The 20,463-nt window shown below is 67.3% G+C and carries 13 protein-coding genes; 4 read left to right on the forward strand and 9 right to left on the reverse strand.

All coding sequences use genetic code 11. The features are described from left to right. The first annotated feature begins 113 nt into the window (after window positions 1-113). From EF387_RS27140 to EF387_RS27155, 4 genes are all read left to right on the forward strand, one after another. A complete protein-coding gene (locus tag EF387_RS27140) occupies window positions 114-587 on the forward strand; it encodes a carboxymuconolactone decarboxylase family protein (protein ID WP_128379213.1) in 474 nt (157 codons plus the stop codon). Between the two features lie 259 nt (window positions 588-846). Further along, entirely contained in the window at window positions 847-2,031 is a 1,185-nt protein-coding gene (locus EF387_RS27145; protein WP_128379214.1) for an amidase domain-containing protein, read from the forward strand. Between the two features lie 43 nt (window positions 2,032-2,074). Then, window positions 2,075-2,497 carry a hypothetical protein gene (locus EF387_RS27150; protein WP_128379215.1) on the forward strand — a complete coding sequence of 141 codons (423 nt, stop codon included), beginning with the start codon at window positions 2,075-2,077 and terminating at the stop codon, window positions 2,495-2,497. Between the two features lie 607 nt (window positions 2,498-3,104). Further along, the gene (locus EF387_RS27155; protein ID WP_420802625.1) at window positions 3,105-5,108 is read left to right on the forward strand and encodes a PIG-L family deacetylase; all 2,004 of its coding nucleotides are present in this window, start codon (window positions 3,105-3,107) and stop codon (window positions 5,106-5,108) included. 222 nt (window positions 5,109-5,330) lie between these two features. On the opposite strand, the gene tuf is transcribed toward EF387_RS27155, so the two are convergent. From tuf to rplJ, 9 genes are all read right to left on the reverse strand, one after another. After that, window positions 5,331-6,524 (reverse strand): elongation factor Tu, encoded by a 1,194-nt coding sequence (tuf, locus tag EF387_RS27160; RefSeq protein ID WP_128379216.1) that lies wholly within the window; start codon window positions 6,522-6,524, stop codon window positions 5,331-5,333. Window positions 6,525-6,676: 152 nt separating this feature from the next. Then, the gene (gene fusA / locus EF387_RS27165) at window positions 6,677-8,803 is read right to left on the reverse strand and encodes an elongation factor G (RefSeq protein ID WP_128379217.1); all 2,127 of its coding nucleotides are present in this window, start codon (window positions 8,801-8,803) and stop codon (window positions 6,677-6,679) included. A 39-nt stretch (window positions 8,804-8,842) separates the two neighbouring features. After that, on the reverse strand, window positions 8,843-9,313 hold the full coding sequence (gene rpsG / locus EF387_RS27170) for a 30S ribosomal protein S7 (protein ID WP_128379218.1): 471 nt from the start codon (window positions 9,311-9,313) through the stop codon (window positions 8,843-8,845). A 2-nt stretch (window positions 9,314-9,315) separates the two neighbouring features. After that, window positions 9,316-9,687 (reverse strand): 30S ribosomal protein S12, encoded by a 372-nt coding sequence (gene rpsL, locus EF387_RS27175; RefSeq protein ID WP_003948652.1) that lies wholly within the window; start codon window positions 9,685-9,687, stop codon window positions 9,316-9,318. 353 nt (window positions 9,688-10,040) lie between these two features. After that, on the reverse strand, window positions 10,041-10,622 hold the full coding sequence (locus tag EF387_RS27180) for a DUF1707 and DUF4190 domain-containing protein (RefSeq protein WP_420802626.1): 582 nt from the start codon (window positions 10,620-10,622) through the stop codon (window positions 10,041-10,043). 510 nt (window positions 10,623-11,132) lie between these two features. Continuing rightward, the gene (locus EF387_RS27185; protein ID WP_128379220.1) at window positions 11,133-15,032 is read right to left on the reverse strand and encodes a DNA-directed RNA polymerase subunit beta'; all 3,900 of its coding nucleotides are present in this window, start codon (window positions 15,030-15,032) and stop codon (window positions 11,133-11,135) included. Between the two features lie 94 nt (window positions 15,033-15,126). Continuing rightward, on the reverse strand, window positions 15,127-18,612 hold the full coding sequence (gene rpoB / locus EF387_RS27190) for a DNA-directed RNA polymerase subunit beta (RefSeq protein ID WP_128379221.1): 3,486 nt from the start codon (window positions 18,610-18,612) through the stop codon (window positions 15,127-15,129). Between the two features lie 647 nt (window positions 18,613-19,259). Continuing rightward, window positions 19,260-19,649, reverse strand: coding sequence for a 50S ribosomal protein L7/L12 (gene rplL, locus EF387_RS27200; RefSeq protein WP_128379222.1), 390 nt, complete (start codon window positions 19,647-19,649; stop codon window positions 19,260-19,262). Between the two features lie 121 nt (window positions 19,650-19,770). After that, complete coding sequence (gene rplJ, locus EF387_RS27205) at window positions 19,771-20,301, reverse strand: 50S ribosomal protein L10 (protein ID WP_128379223.1); 531 nt, start codon at window positions 20,299-20,301, stop codon at window positions 19,771-19,773. Between the last annotated feature and the right edge of the window lie 162 nt (window positions 20,302-20,463).

Genomic DNA, 20,463 nt, shown 5'->3' on the forward strand with positions numbered 1-20,463 from the left:
CACCACGCGCCTGCGGTCGGCGGTGTGTGCCACGTCACATTCCTTCATGTCACATCACGCCGCCCCGTTCCGTCAGGGATGTGTAACCGCCTTCCTAGGAACGGGAGTTCACCATGGACGCTCGCTTGAACCTCTTCGGCAACCCGGCCGCGGCCAAGTTCTTCCGGTACATCAATTCGGCGGGCAAGGTGATCGGGGACTCGACGCTGCCGGCCGCGACGCAGGAGCTGGTGAAGATCCGAGCCAGTCAGATCAACGGCTGCGGTTTCTGCACCGACATGCACACCAAGGACGCCGCGCACGCCGGGGAGACCTCGATCCGCCTCAACCTGGTCGCGGCCTGGCGGGAGGCCAAGGTGTTCACCGATGCCGAGCGAGCGGCCCTGGAGCTGACCGAGCAGGGCACCCGCATCGCCGACGCGGCCGGTGGCGTCACGGACGAGGCCTGGGCGAACGCCGCCAAGCACTACGACGAAGACCAGCTCGCCGCCCTGGCCTGCCTCATCGCCCTCATCAACGCCTACAACCGGGTGAACGTCATCGTCCAGCAGCCCGCCGGTGACTACCAGCCCGGCCAGTTTGGATAGCCGCCGGACCCCCGGGCCGGGCCCCCTTGCCGGGCCCGGGGGCCAGCCCACCGGGCCCCTTGCCGGGCCCCACCCTCAGTCCACGCCCCTCCCCCATCAACCGGCTGACCGAAAATGCACGCACACTCCGCCGGGAATCAGCCATTCCCCGACATGATCAAGCCACTAGCTGTCCGGAAGTTATGCGCCTCCTGCGTATATCGGGCACCTTGAGGCGACCGAAAATGACTGTTACCCGGGGGAACATGTGAAACGCAGAGTGCCTGGCACAAGAACCAGCGCCGCGACGGTCGCTGCCGCGTTGGCCGTACTGGGCCTTGGTGCCCCGGCCTTCGCCGAGGACGCAGCGCCGCAGTCGGCTTCCAGCGCGTCCGAGAGCACACCCGACAGCGCGGCACTGAAGCAGACCGCGGAAGCGTACTTGCAGACGCGTGCGGAGACGGTGACCACCGCTTCGGGCCCTCGCCCCTTCCAGGCGACCGGGGCGCCCAGTGTGCTGAGTGCCGCCACAGCACCCATGGCCGCCAGACTCCGCAGCGAATTCGCCGCGTTGGCCCAGAAGGGCCAGAAGTACAAGGAAGCCGACGGCGGTTACACCAAGGCCGAAGTCGACGTCACGGTGACCGACGCGACGACGGACGGCGACACGAGCACCGTGAACATCGTCGAGGACGGCCGCCTCTACCTGCCGTTCACGCAGGAGGAGGTGGCCGCGGGAGCTCCGGAGTACGAGGAGTACTCGCTGCCCCACACCCTGAAGTTCAACCGGGCCGCCGACGGCAAGTGGCTTCTCGCCTCGGACAAGGCCCACACGAGCGGTGGCGTGGTGCCGAGCACCCAGGTCACGGAGCCGGTCGTGGTCGAGGAGGACGGCGGCGGCACGCCCGAGGAGGACGAGGGGGAGAAGGAGGGCCGCTCCACCCCGATGTCGCCGATGGTCAGCGTCACCCCCAAGGCCGCCGGCGCGCGCTACAACTACAACAAGATGGTCGCCTACGCCGACAAGCACTGGAGGAACTACAACGACGCGTTCCGCAAGTACTCCACCGACTGCACGAACTTCATCTCCCAGGTCGTGTACGCGGGCGGCTGGGACCCCAAGGGCGGCGCCCTGATCGACCGCAAGAAGAACAAGTACTGGTTCTACGGCCCGACGACGTTGTGGACCAGCTACACCTGGGCGGGCGCCGAGAACTGGTACTGGTTCGCCAAGAAGCACTCGAAGCGCACGAAGATCCTCGGCAGCATTTGGCACATGGGTATCGCGGACGTTCTGCAGGCCGACTTCAACCGCGACAACACCATCGACCACACGATGGTCGTCACCAAGCTGTACCGAGGGATCCCCTACCTCACGTATCACACCTCGAACACGCACAACAAAAGCCTGAAGAAGATCGTCGCCGACTACAGCGGCTCCTGGTGGTATGCCCACCGCACCTGAGCGGGGACGATGGCCCCGACGCAACGCCACCCAGGGAGGGGAAGTGCAGCGCAGATGGCTGCTCGGCGCCGTGGTCGCCATGACGATCACGGCCACCGGGTGCGGATCGGACGAGCCGGCCACGGCAGACGACAACGGGGCCCGGCAGGCGGTGGAGTCCTACGTGGACGCCCTCAACTCCCGCGACGCCACCGGACTGATGCGCATCGGCGGCGTCCCGGAGGATCAGCGGGCGAAGGAGGAAGCCCAGCGGATCCTCGCGAAGAAGGGCGGCCGGGATCTGAGGATCGTCGATCTGAACGTCGACTACGACTTCGGCCCGGACGTGGGCTCGGCCAAGCTGGTGGCGGAGGCCAAGGCCGGAGAGGACCTTCGGGAAACGGTGACCGTCACGCGGGAAGGCGGCGCGTGGCATGTGGCGATCTTCGCCGACCGACCGTCTGACAAGTCGTCATCGGCGACTTGACGAACCCGCTTGATGCCCGGGCCCCGACGACAACACCGTCGGGGCCCGGCCTCGTTGTGTACCCACCCAACCCACTCGACGACGGCACCCACCCCCGCACTCCCCGGCCCGACGCCACCCCACGCCGCCCCACGTGCGAGTGAACTCCACATGTCCGGCATGGAACCTTCACCCCCTGACGGCCCTCTTCTGTGGTGATCAAAGGTGATCAGAACCTGAGGACGGCAGCGCCCCGAACCGCTGCGGGGAGCGGATGGAGTGCTGCGGCATGGGAGAGAGGTCTGTTCGGCGTGTCCGAACAGCGCGGGGGCGGACGCTCTGGGGGAGGACGGTCCAGGCACGGGCCGCAGTGAGCGAGGCCGTGGAGAACGGGACCGCACAGAGCAGCGCTGCAGGGAGCACTACTCCACAGAGCAGCGCAGCACAGAGCAGGACCGTACAAAGCAGCGCCGCACAGAGCAGTACCGCACAGAGCAGTACCGCACAGAGCGGGGCGGCCCACGGCGCGGCCGCACACAACACGTCAGCGGGTGGCAGTCGGACACCCAGCGGTAGCAGTCGGCGCGCGCTCCTGTTCGGGGGAGCCGTCGCCGCGGCCGCGGCCGCCGTGGGATGCGTGCCGGCGGCCCGCATCGCCTCGCGCACCGCCGCACCCGCACCCGCGCCCGCCACCGGCAGGCCCGCCGCGCAGTCGCGGCAGGCGCTGCTGATGCAGGTGCTCGCGCACCCGGACGACGACCTGTACTTCATGAACCCGGACAGCCAGCACTCCCTCACCTCGGGGGTGCCGCTCGTCTGCGTGTACGTCACAGCGGGTGAGTCGAAGGGGAGGAACAAGTACCCCGGCAACCCTCGCCCTCGTCCCGACAAGGCCGCCTATTCCTCGGCCCGCCACCAGGGCCTCAGACAGAGCTACGCCGTGCAGCTCGGGCTGCCGATCTTCACGTCGTGGGACAAGAGCGTGGTCGAACTGGAGGGCGGCTACCGCGCCGAGGTGAACACCCTGGAGCACCGGGGCCGCCGCGTGGAGCTGGTCTACCTCAACCTCGCCATGCACACCCCTCTCGGGCACATGGGCCTGCCCACGCTGTGGCGGCGGTCCGGCATCCGGCTGCGTACGGTGGCCGCCGAAGGCTCACCGCTCCAGTCACCGCAGTCGTACGACTACGACTCCCTGATCAACGTTCTCGTCGGGCTGTTCAGGCGTTACCGCCCCACGCTGGTCCACACCCTCGACCCGGATCCGGACATCCAGGCCGGCAGCCGGGAGACCGCGATCCGCAACAGCGAGCAGGTCGGGTACTCGGACCACGCGGACCACACCGCCGTGGCCGAGTTCACCTGGGCCGCGCTGGCCCGCTGGTCCGAGGAGTCCCCGGGCGGCCCACCACCGTTCGTGGCCACCGCCTTCCGCGGCTACTACAACCACCACTGGCCCGAGAACCTCCCGCGCCAGGTGCTGCACGAGAAGGCCGAGCACCTGGTCCCCTACGGTGCCGACCCCTCGTGGCAGTGCGGCAACCCTGGCGGCTGCGGTGACTACAACGTCGGCGGGGACGCGCCCCTGCGCAGCTTCAAGAAGTGGGTCCGGTCCACGCACTACCGCTATCCGGGACCGCGAGCGGTACTCGCCGAAGGACCGGACGGCCGGCTGACCGCGTACGGCGTCCTCGGGATGCGGGCGGTGCGCTGGCGCGAGGGCGCGGGCGGCGGTTTCGGGGATCCGGTGGACCTCGGTGGAGGCCCGCTCGCGCCGGTCCTCGGCTCGGCCACACTGCAGGACGGACGGCAGTTGCTGTTCGGGCTGCGGCTGGCCTCGATCTCGGGGCGCGGCGGGCCGAACGTGCGGGAGATCGTGGTCCTGGAACAGGCCCGGCCGGACGGCGCGTTCAAGGCGTGGAGCGGACTGGGCAACCCCGAACGCCATCCGGACCGGGGCCGGCGCATCGGCGTACCGGTGGCGGTGACCGCGAAGGACGGTTCGGTCCACCTCTTCGTGCGCAACGCGGCACAGGGCATCAGCACCCGGGTGCGGGACGTGAACGGGACCTGGTCGGCCTGGCGGGACCTCGGCGGCAGCCAGATCCAGGACGGCCTCACGGCGACCGTCGGCTCGGACGGCGATGTGCACGTCTACGGGCCCGGCCGGGACACGGTCCACCACTGGACGCCGCGCGGCCCGGCCCCGCTGGACGGCCTGGCGGTTCCGGCGGACGCCGTCGCCGTCTCGGGCGAGCGCGTCTACTACCGCGCGCCCGTCTCGTCCTCCCTGATCTCCGCGTCCATCTCGCCCACTGGCGCGCAGTCGCACCCCGTGGTCTTCCCCGGCTACGGCCCGGTGTCCGCGGCGGGCGACTGTCTGCTGGGGCGGGGCCTCGACGGCCGGCTCCAGATGCTCTACGAGGGCAGGATCGTGCGCATGCCGGGTGCGGTCACGGCGGGTACGACGGTCACGGCGGGCTCGAGGGGCGCGGCGGTGAGTCTGGACGGCCCGGCACTGCGCATCACCCGCAACGGCCCGGCCGCCGTGGGTCTCGCCCCGGACGCCCGGCCATGGCTGTGGAGGCCGAAGAGCGACCGCCCCGCGGGCGGCACGGCCCGCACCGTGTAACGGCGGACGGTGCAGCGGCGGCCCTCCGGTGCAGCGGCCGTGCAGCGGCCTGGCCGTGCGGCACCGTGGGCGCCCGCGCAGGCAGTCGGGCGGGCATCGTGCGCGCCCGGGCAGGCAGTCGGGCGCGCCAACCCACACCGTGCACAGCGAAAGGGCCCGTACGACCGAAGTCGTACGGGCCCTCTCCGATGCTCGCGCTGGAGCTACCGGGTCAGTTCAAGATCACTTGGTGATCTTGGTGACCTGGCCGGCGCCCACGGTCCGGCCACCCTCACGGATGGCGAACTTCAGGCCCTCCTCCATGGCGACGGGCTGGATGAGCTCGACCTTCATCTCAGTGTTGTCGCCCGGCATGACCATCTCGGTGCCCTCGGGGAGGGTCACAACACCGGTCACGTCAGTCGTACGGAAGTAGAACTGCGGACGGTAGTTGTTGAAGAACGGCGTGTGGCGGCCACCCTCGTCCTTGGAGAGGATGTAGGCCTGCGCCTCGAACTCGGTGTGCGGGGTGACCGAGCCCGGCTTGATGATGACCTGGCCGCGCTCGACGTCCTCGCGCTTGATGCCGCGGAGCAGCAGACCGACGTTCTCACCGGCCTGGCCCTCGTCGAGCAGCTTGCGGAACATCTCGATGCCGGTGACCGTGGTGGAGGTCTTCTCCGGCTTGATGCCGATGATGTCCACGGTCTCGTTGACCTTCAGGACACCACGCTCGATACGGCCGGTGACGACCGTACCGCGACCGGTGATCGTGAAGACGTCCTCGATCGGCATCAGGAACGGCTTGTCGACGTCGCGCTCCGGCTGCGGGATGGACTCGTCGACGGCGGCCATCAGGTCCAGGACCGACTGGCCCCACTCCTTGTCGCCCTCGAGCGCCTTGAGCGCCGAGACCTTGACGACCGGAACGTCGTCGCCCGGGAACTCGTACTCGGAGAGGAGCTCACGGACCTCGAGCTCGACGAGCTCCAGGATCTCCTCGTCGTCCACCATGTCGGCCTTGTTCAGGGCGACGACGATGTACGGCACGCCGACCTGACGGGCCAGGAGCACGTGCTCCTTGGTCTGCGGCATCGGACCGTCGGTCGCGGCGACCACGAGGATCGCGCCGTCCATCTGGGCGGCACCGGTGATCATGTTCTTGATGTAGTCCGCGTGACCGGGGCAGTCGACGTGGGCGTAGTGACGGGTCTCCGTCTGGTACTCGACGTGCGCGATGGAGATGGTGATACCGCGCTGGCGCTCCTCAGGAGCCTTGTCGATCTGGTCGAAGGCCGAGGCCTCGTTCAGGTCCGGAAACGCGTCGTGCAGCACCTTGGTAATGGCGGCCGTGAGGGTCGTCTTACCGTGGTCGATGTGACCGATGGTGCCGATGTTGACGTGCGGCTTAGTCCGCTCGAACTTCGCCTTCGCCACTGGGGTCCTCCTGTGGAGTGGTTCTGTACGCCTTACTCATCGGCGCCAGGTGATCTTTGCTGGGGTGCCGGCCGCCGGGGTCGTCTCCCACGGAACCCGGGGATTAAACCCCGGCGGTCGGTGTCAAGCCTAAAGCGTCTGAACGGGGTGCGTTACTCGCCCTTGGCCTTCGCGATGATCTCCTCGGCGACGTTCCGCGGAACCTCGGCGTAGGAGTCGAACTGCATCGAGTAGCTCGCGCGACCCGACGTCTTGCTGCGGAGGTCGCCGACGTAGCCGAACATCTCCGACAGCGGAACCAGGCCCTTCACGACGCGGGCACCGGCACGCTCCTCCATGGCCTGAATCTGGCCACGGCGGGAGTTGATGTCACCGATGACCTCGCCCATGTAGTCCTCGGGCGTGGTGACCTCGACGGCCATCATGGGCTCGAGCAGCACGGGGCTGGCCTTGCGTGCGGCCTCCTTGAAGGCCTGCGAACCGGCGATCTTGAAGGCGAGCTCGGAGGAGTCGACCTCGTGGTAGCCGCCGTCGATGAGCGTCACGCGGACGCCGGTCATCTCGTAACCGGCGAGGATGCCGAACTGCATGGCCTCCTGCGCACCGGCGTCGACCGAAGGGATGTACTCCTTCGGGATACGGCCACCGGTCACCTTGTTCACGAACTCGTACGAGGCGTCGCCGCCCTCGATCGGCTCGATCGCGATCTGCACCTTGGCGAACTGACCGGTACCACCGGTCTGCTTCTTGTGCGTGTAGTCGACCCGCTCGACGGCCTTGCGGATCGTCTCGCGGTAGGCGACCTGCGGCTTGCCGACGTTGGCCTCGACCTTGAATTCACGGCGCATACGGTCGACCAGCACCTCGAGGTGCAGCTCGCCCATACCGCCGATGATGGTCTGGCCGGTCTCCTCGTCCGAGTGGACCTGGAAGGAGGGGTCCTCCTCCGCGAGCCGCTGGATGGCGACACCCAGCTTCTCCTGGTCACCCTTGGACTTGGGCTCGATGGCGACCTGGATGACCGGCGCCGGGAAGTCCATGGACTCCAGGATCACCGGGTTCTTGTCGTCGGCCAGCGTCTCACCGGTGGTGGTCTGCTTCAGGCCCATCACGGCGACGATGTCGCCGGCGCCCACCGAGTCGATCTCCTCACGCTTGTTGGCGTGCATGCGGTAGATCTTGCCGATGCGCTCCTTCTTGCCCTTGACGGAGTTCAGCACGGCGGTGCCGGACTCCAGGCGGCCCGAGTAGACCCGGACGAAGGTGAGCTTGCCAAGGTGCGGGTCGCTCATGATCTTGAACGCGAGGGCGGACAGCGGCTCGTCGTCCGACGGCTTGCGCCTGACGACCTCCTCCGGGTCGTTGACGGCGTGGCCCTCGATGGCCTCGACGTCAAGCGGGGTGGGGAGGTAGCGCACGACCGCGTCGAGCAGGGGCTGGACGCCCTTGTTCTTGAACGCGGTACCGCAGAACACCGGGGTGACCGTGGTGTCCGAGGACTTGCCGGACGCGATGGTGATACGACGGATCGCGGCGTACAGCTGCTCCTCGGAGGGCTCCTCGCCCTCCAGGTACAGCTCCATGATCTCTTCGTCGTTCTCCGCGACCGCCTCGACGAGCTTGTTGTGCCACTCCTCGGCGGCCTCGGCGTGCGTGGCCGGGATGTCGACGACGTCGTACATCTCGCCCTTCGCCGCCTCCGCGGACCACACGAGCGCCTTCATGCGGACCAGGTCCACAACGCCCTTGAAGTCGGCCTCGGCACCGATCGGCAGCTGCATGACGAGCGGCTGGGCACCCAGACGGTCGCTGATCATGTCGACGCAGCGGTGGAACTCCGCGCCGGTACGGTCCAGCTTGTTGACGAAGCAGATGCGGGGCACGCCGTAGCGGTCGGCCTGACGCCACACCGTCTCGGACTGCGGCTCGACACCGGCGACACCGTCGAACACCGTCACGGCACCGTCGAGCACGCGCAGCGAGCGCTCAACCTCGACGGTGAAGTCGACGTGGCCCGGGGTGTCGATGATGTTGATGGTGTGGTCGACGCCTTCGAGGGGCCAGTGACAGGTGGTGGCAGCAGACGTGATCGTGATACCACGCTCCTGCTCCTGCTCCATCCAGTCCATGGTGGCAGCGCCGTCGTGGACCTCACCGATCTTGTAAGACACACCGGTGTAGAACAGGATCCGCTCGGTGGTGGTCGTCTTGCCCGCGTCGATGTGGGCCATGATCCCGATGTTGCGGACCTTGGCCAGGTCAAGTGAAGTGGTAGCCATAAGGCTTTCGTCTTCTCTCGGTTCTCGATGGGGAAGCGACTACCAGCGGTAGTGCGCGAAGGCCTTGTTGGACTCGGCCATCTTGTGGGTGTCCTCGCGCTTCTTCACAGCGGCACCGAGGCCGTTGGACGCGTCGAGGAGCTCGTTCAGCAGACGCTCGGTCATGGTCTTCTCGCGACGGGCGCGGGAGTAACCGACCAGCCAGCGCAGCGCCAGGGTGTTGGCACGGCCGGGCTTGACCTCGACCGGGACCTGGTAGGTGGCGCCACCGACACGGCGGGACTTGACCTCGAGGGTCGGCTTGATGTTCTCGAGAGCGCGCTTGAGGGTGATGACCGGGTCGCTGCCGGTCTTGTCGCGCAGACCCTCCATGGCGCCGTAGACGATGCGCTCGGCGGTGGAACGCTTGCCGTTCAGCAGCACCTTGTTGATCAGGGAGGTCACCAGAGGAGAACCGTAGACCGGGTCGATGATGACCGGGCGCTTCGGGGCGGGGCCCTTACGAGGCATTCTTACTTCTCCTTCTTGGCGCCGTAACGGCTGCGAGCCTGCTTGCGGTTCTTGACACCCTGGGTGTCGAGCGAGCCGCGGATGATCTTGTAGCGAACACCCGGCAGGTCCTTCACACGGCCGCCGCGCACGAGCACGATGGAGTGCTCCTGCAGGTTGTGTCCCTCACCCGGAATGTAGGCAGTGACCTCGATCCCGCTGGTCAGACGCACACGCGCGACCTTACGCAGGGCCGAGTTCGGCTTCTTCGGGGTGGTCGTGAACACACGCGTGCAGACGCCACGACGCTGGGGCGAACCCTCGAGTGCGGGCGTCTTGTTCTTCTCGACCTTGTCCTGCCGGCCCTTGCGGACCAGCTGCTGGATCGTAGGCACTACTTCTCCGGTTTCTGTGTGCCGATTGGTACAGCTAACCTGGAACGTCGCCGACCCACGCGGTCGGGTGTGTCGAATACTGCAGATTCCCGCCGCAAGGCGAAAAGGGCGCAGATTACGGCGGCCGGTGACGACCCTCCATGCGGTCTGAAGGCACGCACGAGGGCCAGGGCACACCCCAGGCACAAGGTCTGAGCGTACCTAGCTCATTCGCTGCGGTCAAAACAAATGGACCTCGACCGCATCGATGTGCGGCGCATGTCAAGTACATACACGGTCCGCGATCTTGGAATCGGCGGTCCGCGCAGCACATCGAGGCATTTCGCCGTCTCCACAGCGCCCCTTCCCGGTCGTCACTTGCTCGCGATCGACACCGTCATCAACAGCAGCAGCAGGAGCGCCCAGCCGGCGATGGACAGCCAGCCGAGGACCAGGCCGGTCACCGCCAGACCGTCGCCGCGTTCCCCGGTGCGGCGGATCTCGGAGCGCGCGGTATGCCCGAGGACGACCGCGGGGATGCCGGTCAGCCCGGCGGTAGCCAGACACAGCGCACCGCAGACCGCGGACCCGAGCGCCTTCTCGTTCGTCTTCGGCACAGCGGCCACGGGCAGGAACGTCCGCGGCACGTGCGGCACATACGGGGCCGCCGCCGGCAGCGGCACGGGCCCCTGGGGCAGGTCGGCGACGAGGAGGCCCAGTTCGCCCACCGTCCGCGCCTCGTACGCCCGCGCGACCCGCTTCTCGAGTTCGTCCTGCAACAGACGCCCTTCACTGAAGCCCGCTCTGAGCACGTCCACGGCCCTCTCCCGGTCGGCGTGCGAAGCGAGCATGGACGCGCCGCTCTGCCACGACTGAGGGACGCTGTGCCCCTGCCACGGCTGGGGCTGGGGAACGCTCTGCCCTTGCCAGGGCTGCCAGGGCGACGGTTGCGACACGGGAACCCCTCCCCGAACGGTGGTGCCTTCATCATGCTCCAACGCCGCATTTCCGGCACCGGTTCCCGCGCTGTTCCCGGTCGGCTCTTTCTGTCCCGTTTTCCCGGCCTGTTCCTCCCGGTCCGGACGCATTCTCCCCGGCCTCTTCCTCGCCGGCTCCGGACGCATTCTGCCCGGCCTGTTCCTGGCCCGTTCCTGGCCGTTCCTGGCCCGTTCCTGGCCGTTCCTGGCCCGTTCCTGGCCGGTCCCAGCGCGGTTCCCGGCCCGCCCCTGCGCGTTCCTGGCCGTTCCCGGGCCTGGTTCTTCCCGGCCCGCTCCCGGCCCGCTCTCCCGACCCGCCCTGACCCGTTCCTAGCCATTCCTGGCGCGGTTTCCCCGCCCGCTGCCGGCCCGCTCCAGACGGGTCTTCCCAGCCCGCTCCGGACCGTCGCTGCCCCGTTCCCCCGCCCCGCAACGCCGACGGGCGGCCACCCCGTGCAGGGTGACCGCCCGTCAACTCAAGCTGCTCGCTTACTGGTTGTACGGACCGTAGTCGTAGTCCTCCAGCGGCACGGCCTGACCGGAGCCCGTGCCGAACGGCGAGTAGTCGATGTCGTCGTAGCCGACGGCCGAGTACATCGCGGCCTTGGCCTCCTCGGTCGGCTCGACCCGGATGTTGCGGTAGCGGGACAGGCCCGTACCGGCCGGGATGAGCTTACCGATGATGACGTTCTCCTTGAGGCCGATCAGGGAGTCGGACTTGGCGTTGATCGCCGCGTCCGTGAGGACCCTGGTCGTCTCCTGGAAGGACGCCGCCGACAGCCACGACTCGGTCGCCAGCGAAGCCTTGGTGATACCCATCAGCTGCGGACGGCCGGAGGCCGGGTGGCCGCCTTCCTGGACCACACGACGGTTCTCGGTCTCGAACTTCGAGCGCTCCACGAGCTCACCGGGCAGCAGCTCGGCGTCGCCGGACTCGATGATCGTCACACGGCGCAGCATCTGCCGGATGATGATCTCGATGTGCTTGTCGTGGATCGACACACCCTGCGAGTTGTAGACCTTCTGCACCTCGCCGACCAGGTGGACCTGGACGGCCCGCTGACCGAGGATGCGCAGCACGTCGTGCGGGTTGGTGGCACCCACGGTGAGCTTCTGGCCCACCTCGACGTGGTCGCCCTCGCCCACCAGCAGACGGGCACGCTTCGAGATCGGGTACGCCGTCTCGTCGCTGCCGTCGTCCGGGGTGACGACGATCTTCTTGGTCTTCTCGGTCTCCTCGATCCGCACCCGGCCGGAGGCCTCGGAGATCGGGGCGACACCCTTCGGGGTACGGGCCTCGAAGAGCTCGACGACACGCGGCAGACCCTGGGTGATGTCGTCACCGGCCACACCACCGGTGTGGAAGGTACGCATCGTCAGCTGGGTGCCGGGCTCACCGATGGACTGGGCGGCGATGATGCCGACCGCCTCACCGATGTCGACCAGCTTGCCGGTGGCCAGCGAGCGGCCGTAGCACATGGCGCAGGTGCCGACGGCGGACTCGCAGGTCAGGACCGAGCGGGTCTTGACCCCCTCGACACCGTGCCGGACCAGCTCTTCGATGAGCACGTCGCCGAGGTCGGTACCGGCCGGGGCCAGCACCCTTCCGTCGACCACGATGTCCTCGGCGAGGCAGCGCGCGTACACGGACGTCTCGACGTTCTCCGCCTTGCGCAGCACGCCGTCCGCGCCGCGCTCCGCGATGTGGAGCTTGAGGCCGCGGTCGGTGCCGCAGTCCTCCTCGCGGATGATGACGTCCTGGGACACGTCGACCAGACGACGGGTGAGGTAACCCGAGTCGGCGGTACGCAGAGCGGTGTCCGCCAGACCCTTACGGGCACCGTGCGTGGAGATGAAGTACTCCAGCACGGACAGACCCTCACGGAACGAGGCCTTGATGGGCCGCGGGATCGTCTCGTTCTTCGCGTTCGACACCAGACCACGCATACCGGCGATCTGACGCATCTGCATCATGTTCCCTCGGGCGCCCGAGTTCACCATCATGAAGATCGGGTTGGTCTTCGGGAAGTTGTCGTTCATCGCCTCGGCGACCTCGTTGGTCGCCTTGGTCCAGATCGCGATGAGCTCCTGCGTGCGCTCGTCCTTGGTGATCAGACCGCGCTCGTACTGCTTCTGGACCTTCTCGTCCTGCGCCTCGTACCCGCGGACGATCTCCTTCTTCGCCTCGGGAACGACGACGTCGGAGATGGCGACGGTGACGCCGGAACGCGTGGCCCAGTAGAAGCCGGCCGCCTTCAGGTTGTCGAGCGTCGCCGCCACGATGACCTTCGGGTAGCGCTCGGCGAGGTCGTTGACGATCTCGGAGAGCTGCTTCTTGCCGACCTCGTAGTCGACGAACGGGTAGTCCTCGGGCAGCAGCTCGTTGAAGAGCGCGCGGCCCAGGGTCGTCCGCAGTCGGAAGGAGTCACCCTGCTGCCACTCGGGCTCGCCCTCTTCCTGCGCCGGCGGGGTCCAGCCACGCGGCGGGATGGTGCCCACCGGGAAGCGGACGTCCACCCGCGACTGCAGCGAGAGCTCACCGGCGTCGAACGCCATGATCGCCTCGGCCACGGACGAGAAGGAGCGCTCCTCACCCTTGACCTCGCGCATCTCGCCGTCGGTGGTGAGGAAGAACAGACCGAGGACCATGTCCTGGGTCGGCATCGTCACCGGACGGCCGTCGGCGGGCTTGAGGATGTTGTTCGAGGACAGCATCAGGATGCGGGCCTCTGCCTGCGCCTCCGCGGACAGCGGCAGGTGCACGGCCATCTGGTCACCGTCGAAGTCCGCGTTGAACGCGGTGCAGACGAGCGGGTGGATCTGGATGGCCTTGCCCTCGACCAGCTGCGGCTCGAAGGCCTGGATGCCGAGGCGGTGCAGGGTGGGCGCACGGTTCAGCAGCACCGGGTGCTCGGCGATGACCTCTTCGAGGACGTCGTACACCACGGTGCGGCCGCGCTCGACCATCCGCTTGGCCGACTTGATGTTCTGCGCGTGGTTCAGGTCCACCAGGCGCTTCATCACGAACGGCTTGAACAGCTCCAGCGCCATCGCCTTCGGCAGACCGCACTGGTGCAGCTTCAGCTGCGGACCGACGACGATCACGGAACGCGCGGAGTAGTCCACGCGCTTGCCGAGCAGGTTCTGACGGAAACGACCCTGCTTGCCCTTCAGCATGTCGCTGAGGGACTTCAGCGGACGGTTACCGGGACCGGTCACCGGACGACCGCGCCGGCCGTTGTCGAAGAGGGCGTCAACAGCCTCCTGAAGCATGCGCTTCTCGTTGTTGACGATGATCTCCGGGGCACCGAGGTCCAGGAGCCTCTTCAGACGGTTGTTCCGGTTGATCACACGGCGGTACAGGTCGTTCAGGTCGGAGGTCGCGAAGCGGCCACCGTCCAGCTGCACCATCGGACGCAGGTCCGGCGGGATGACCGGCACGCAGTCGAGGACCATGCCCTTGGGGCTGTTGGACGTCTGCAGGAAGGCAGACACGACCTTGAGCCGCTTCAGGGCACGGGTCTTCTTCTGGCCCTTGCCGGTACGGATGATCTCGCGGAGACGCTCGGCCTCCTCCTCGAGGTCGAAGGACTCCAGGCGCTTCTGCAGCGCCGCGGCACCCATCGAGCCGTCGAAGTAGGTGCCGAAGCGGTCGCGCAGCTCGCGGTAGAGCAGCTCGTCGCCCTCGAGGTCCTGGACCTTGAGGTTCTTGAACCGGGTCCACACCTCCTCGAGGCGGTCCAGCTCGCGCTGGGACCGGTCGCGCAGCTGCTTCATCTCGCGCTCGGCGCCCTCGCGGACCTTGCGGCGGACGTCGGACTTGGCGCCCTCGGCCTCCAGCTCGGCCAGGTCGGACTCGAGCTTCTTGGCGCGGGCCTCAAGGTCGGCGTCCCGGCGGTTCTCGACCTGCTGCCGCTCGACGGAGACGTGCGCCTCCAGGGAGGGCAGGTCGCGGGTACGGCGCTCCTCGTCCACGTACGTGATCATGTACGCGGCGAAGTAGATGACCTTCTCCAGGTCCTTCGGGGCGAGGTCGAGCAGGTAGCCCAGCCGCGACGGAACGCCCTTGAAGTACCAGATGTGCGTGACGGGGGCGGCCAGTTCGATGTGGCCCATCCGCTCACGGCGCACCTTGGCGCGAGTGACCTCGACACCGCAGCGCTCACAGATGATGCCCTTGAACCGGACGCGCTTGTACTTGCCGCAGTAGCACTCCCAGTCCCGGGTCGGACCGAAGATCTTCTCGCAGAAGAGTCCGTCCTTTTCGGGCTTCAGGGTGCGGTAGTTGATGGTCTCGGGCTTCTTGACCTCGCCGTGGCTCCACTGTCGGATGTCGTCAGCGGTGGCCAGGCCGATCCGGAGCTCGTCGAAGAAGTTGACGTCGAGCACTATGCGTCAATCCCTCTCAGGGTTGTAAGTCTGTGGTCTGAATCGGGGGTCCCGGGGACGGAGGAACCCTGGGTGGGCTCCTCCGGATCTCCCGTCAGACCTCTTCGACGCTGCTCGGCTCGCGCCGGGACAGGTCGATGCCGAGCTCCTCCGCAGCGCGGAAGACGTCCTCGTCGGTGTCGCGCATCTCGATGGACATGCCGTCCGAGGACAGCACCTCCACGTTGAGGCACAGGGACTGCATCTCCTTGATGAGCACCTTGAAGGACTCGGGGATGCCGGGCTCGGGGATGTTCTCGCCCTTGACGATGGCCTCGTAGACCTTCACGCGGCCGGTGACGTCGTCGGACTTGATGGTCAGCAGCTCCTGGAGGGCGTACGCGGCGCCGTAGGCCTCGAGGGCCCACACCTCCATCTCGCCGAACCGCTGGCCACCGAACTGAGCCTTACCACCCAGCGGCTGCTGGGTGATCATCGAGTACGGACCGGTCGAGCGGGCGTGCAGCTTGTCGTCGACCAGGTGGTGCAGCTTGAGGATGTACATGTACCCGACCGAGATCGGGTCCGGGAACGGCTCACCGGAGCGGCCGTCGAACAGCCTCGCCTTGCCGGACGGGAGGACCATGCGGTCGCCGTCGCGGTTGGGGATGGTGTGCTCCAGCAGACCGGCCAGCTCGTCCTCGCGGGCGCCGTCGAAGACCGGGGTGGCGACGTTGGTGCGCGGCGGCACCTGGTCGGCCTCGATGGCCTGCAGTCGCTGTGCCCATTCCTCGCCGAGGCCGGAGACGTCCCAGCCCTGGCTGGCGAGCCAGCCGAGGTGGATCTCCAGGACCTGTCCCGGGTTCATTCGGGACGGGACCCCGAGCGGGTTGAGGATGATGTCGACCGGGGTGCCGTCCTCGAGGAACGGCATGTCCTCGATCGGCAGGATCTTGGAGATGACGCCCTTGTTGCCGTGGCGGCCGGCAAGCTTGTCACCGTCGGTGATCTTGCGCTTCTGCGCGACGTACACGCGCACCAGCTGGTTCACACCGGGCGGAAGCTCGTCGCCCTCCTCGCGGTCGAAGACGCGGACGCCGATGACCTTGCCGGTCTCGCCGTGCGGCACCTTCAGCGAGGTGTCACGGACCTCACGGGCCTTCTCGCCGAAGATCGCGCGCAGCAGGCGCTCCTCGGGGGTCAGCTCGGTCTCACCCTTGGGGGTCACCTTGCCGACGAGGATGTCACCGGCGATGACCTCGGCGCCGATGCGGATGATGCCGCGCTCGTCGAGGTCGGCGAGGACTTCCTCGGAGACGTTCGGGATGTCCCGGGTGATCTCCTCGGGGCCGAGCTTGGTGTCACGGGCGTCGACCTCGTGCTCCTCGATGTGGATCGAGGAGAGGACGTCGTCCTGCACGAGGCGCTGCGACAGGATGATCGCGTCCTCGTAGTTGTGACCCTCCCACGGCATGAACGCCACGAGCAGGTTCTTGCCGAGCGCCATCTCACCCTGCTCGGTGGCCGGACCGTCGGCGAGGACCTGGCCCTCGACGACCCGGGCGCCCTCGTCCACGATCACCTTCTGGTTGACCGAGGTGCCCTGGTTGGAGCGCGAGAACTTGGCCACCCGGTAGGTGGTGTAGGTGCCGTCGTCGTTGGCGACGGTGATGTAGTCGGCCGAGACCTCCTGGACCACACCCGACTTCTCGGCCTTGATGACGTCACCGGCGTCGACGGCGCAGCGGTATTCCATGCCGGTGCCGACGAGCGGGGACTCGGCGGTGATCAGCGGCACGGCCTGGCGCATCATGTTGGCGCCCATGAGGGCACGGTTGGCGTCGTCGTGCTCGAGGAAGGGGATCATGGCGGTCGCGACCGACACCATCTGGCGCGGGGAGACGTCCATGTAGTCCACGTCGTCGGGCGCGACGTAGTCGACCTCACCGCCACGGCGGCGGACCAGCACGCGGGCCTCGGCGAACCGGAGTTCGTCGTTCAGCGGCGCGTTGGCCTGGGCGATGACGAAGCGGTCCTCCTCGTCGGCGGTCAGGTAGTCCACCTCGTCGGTGACCTGGCCCTCGACGACCTTGCGGTACGGCGTCTCGACGAAACCGAACGCGTTGACCCGGCCGTAGGAGGCCAGTGAACCGATGAGACCGATGTTCGGACCTTCGGGGGTCTCGATCGGGCACATGCGGCCGTAGTGCGACGGGTGCACGTCACGGACCTCGAAGCCGGCCCGCTCACGGGACAGACCACCCGGACCGAGCGCGGACAGACGCCGCTTGTGCGTCAGACCGGACAGCGGGTTGTTCTGGTCCATGAACTGCGACAGCTGGCTGGTGCCGAAGAACTCCTTGATGGAGGCGACGACCGGCCGGATGTTGATCAGGGTCTGCGGCGTGATCGCCTCGACGTCCTGGGTGGTCATGCGCTCGCGGACGACGCGCTCCATACGCGCCAGACCCGTGCGGACCTGGTTCTGGATGAGCTCGCCGACGTTGCGCAGACGACGGTTGCCGAAGTGGTCGATGTCGTCGGTCTCGACGACGATCTGGCTGCCGTTGTCGCCGACCGTCTCGGTCTCGCCCGCGTGCAGCTTCACCAGGTACTTGATCGTCGAGATGATGTCCTCGACGGTCAGGATGCCCGCGTCGAGCGGGGCGTCCGCACCCAGCTTCTTGTTGACCTTGTAGCGGCCGACCTTGGCGAGGTCGTAGCGCTTGGGGTTGAAGTAGAGGTTCTCGAGCAGCGTCTGCGCGGCCTCACGGGTGGGAGGCTCGCCCGGGCGCAGCTTGCGGTAGATGTCGAGCAGCGCGTCGTCCTGGCCCTGGGTGTGGTCCTTCTCCAGGGTGGCGCGCATGGACTCGTAGTCGCCGAACTCCTCGAGGATCTGCTCGGTGGTCCAGCCGAGCGCCTTCAGGAGTACGGTCACGGACTGCTTGCGCTTGCGGTCGATGCGGACACCGACCATGTCGCGCTTGTCGATCTCCATCTCCAGCCAGGCACCCCGGGACGGGATGATCTTGGCGGAGAAGATGTCCTTGTCGGACGTCTTGTCGATCGAGGAGTCGAAGTACACGCCCGGCGAGCGGACCAGCTGGGAGACCACGACACGCTCGGTGCCGTTGATGACGAAGGTGCCCTTGTTCGTCATGAGCGGGAAGTCGCCCATGAAGACGGTCTGGGACTTGATCTCGCCGGTCTCGTTGTTGGTGAACTCGGCCGTGACGAACAGGGGCGCGGCGTAGGTGAAGTCGCGCTCCTTGCACTCGTCGATGGAGTTCTTCGGCGGCTCGAAGCGGTGGTCGCGGAACGTCAGCGACATCGACCCGGAGAAGTCCTCGATCGGGGAGATCTCCTCGAAGATCTCCTCGAGACCGGACTTGGTGGGGACGTCCTGACCGGAATCCAGAGCCTCCTCGACACGAGCCTTCCACGCGTCGTTGCCGAGCAGCCAGTCGAAGCTCTCGGTTTGCAGCGCAAGAAGGTTCGGAACCTCGAGGGGCTCCTTGATCTTTGCAAAGGAGATGCGCAGCGGGGCGGTGCTGGCGCCGTTGTTCGTATTCGCGTTCGAGGCAGTGCGCGAGGCGGCCAAGAGGGGGTCCTTCCGAGGGCTCGGACTCACTACGCGCGTACCGGTCCCCCTACCGGACACAGAGACAGAACTCCCAGGTCAGGAACAGTTCAGTCGTCGGTGTTCGATCGAGGGCATGCTCCTGGTGACGGGCAGGAGGCAGCTAACAGGCAGCGCAAAGGGTCAGTGTAGCCACTCGGCCCACTGATGTCCAGTGCGGGTTTGCGGACCCTCGGAAACCCTCGTTGTTCCTCAACACCTGCGGCAAGCCACGCCCTCAATGCACATCGATGCTTCCCTCTTCGTCGCCGATCCATGCCTCGGATCCGGATCGTTGTGACGACGCGTCCTGAGAATTGCGCGCTGCGTGCAGTTCGTCAAGGCCCCCCAAGCCCGAACAAGGTGCTGCGATCGTCACTGACATCGTCACTTGCAGCCCGTCACTGAAGGTGGTCCGGAGGCACGACGAAGATCACCATACTCGCCGGATCCGACAGTGCAAGGCGGCCGTCCATCGACGCCCCGGAACGCCGAAAGGCGACCACCCAGTTGGGTGATCGCCCTTCAGTGCCTTCGCGTTACAGCCCTGCGGGGGACTGTGACATTCGGCTCTACGGGAGAGCCGTACGCGTCCCGGTCACAGGACCGCTCTCACGAAGAGAGTCGGGTCACTTGACCTCGACGGAGGCGCCGGCGCCCTTGAGGGCCTCGGCGGCCTTCTCCGCGGCGTCCTTGGCGACCTTCTCGAGAACGGGCTTCGGGGCGCCGTCCACGAGGTCCTTGGCCTCCTTCAGACCCAGCGAGGTCAGCTCACGCACGACCTTGATGACCTGGATCTTCTTGTCGCCGGCACCGGTGAGGACGACGTCGAACTCGTCCTTCTCCTCCTCGGCCTCGGCGGCCGGGGCGCCGGGGACACCGGCGGCGGCAACGGCGACCGGGGCGGCGGCGGTGACGTCGAACTTCTCCTCGAAGGCCTTAACGAACTCGGCGAGCTCGATGAGGGTGAGGTTCTCGAACTGCGCGAGCAGTTCGTCCTGGGACAGCTTCGTCGCCATGTTGGCGTCCTTCCACTAATTCGGCTGGTGCCGTGTGTACATGTCGGCGGGCGTACGTCTGGCCCGCTTGTCGACCGTCGCCTCAGGCAGACCTGGGGCTCGGGTCAATGTGCGAGCCGAGTTACTCGGCACCGCCCTGCTCGGCCTGCTTCTCGCGAAGAGCGTCCACGGTGCGGACGAGCTTCGAGGGCAGGGCCTGGAAGACCGCGGCAGCCTGGGACTGCTTGGCCTTCAGGGCACCCGCCAGCTTGGCGAGCAGAACCTCGCGGGACTCGAGGTCCGCAAGCTTCTTGATGTCGTCGGCGGACAGGCCCTTACCGTCAAGGACACCGCCCTTGATGACGAGCGCGGGGTTGTCCTTGGCGAAGTCACGCAGACCCTTCGCCGCCTCGACCGGGTCACCGGTGACGAAGGCGACGGCCGTCGAGCCACTGAGGTGCTCGTCCAGCACGGAGATCCCGGCCTCCTGGGCCGCGATCTTGGTGAGCGTGTTCTTCACCACTCGGTACTGCGCGTTCTCGCCGAGAGAACGGCGGAGCTGCTTGAGCTGCGCCACGCTCAGTCCGGTGTATGAAGTCACAACAGCCGCGTTGGAGTCACGGAGCTTCTCCGTGATCTCCGCAACAGCTGCGACCTTGTCGGACGTCGCCATGAGCCTCGGCCTCCTTCCGGGTGATGAGGACCGCTCGGGAAGGGGCCGGCACAAACACGAACGCCCCGGGCGCAGGCGCACGGGGCGGTCTCGACCGGATCACGTCGCATGAGCCGTACTCACACCCGAACAAAACTCGTTCAAGCGAACCGCACGGCATGT

This window comes from Streptomyces cavernae, from assembly GCF_004023625.1.
Lineage (GTDB): Bacteria > Actinomycetota > Actinomycetes > Streptomycetales > Streptomycetaceae > Streptomyces > Streptomyces cavernae.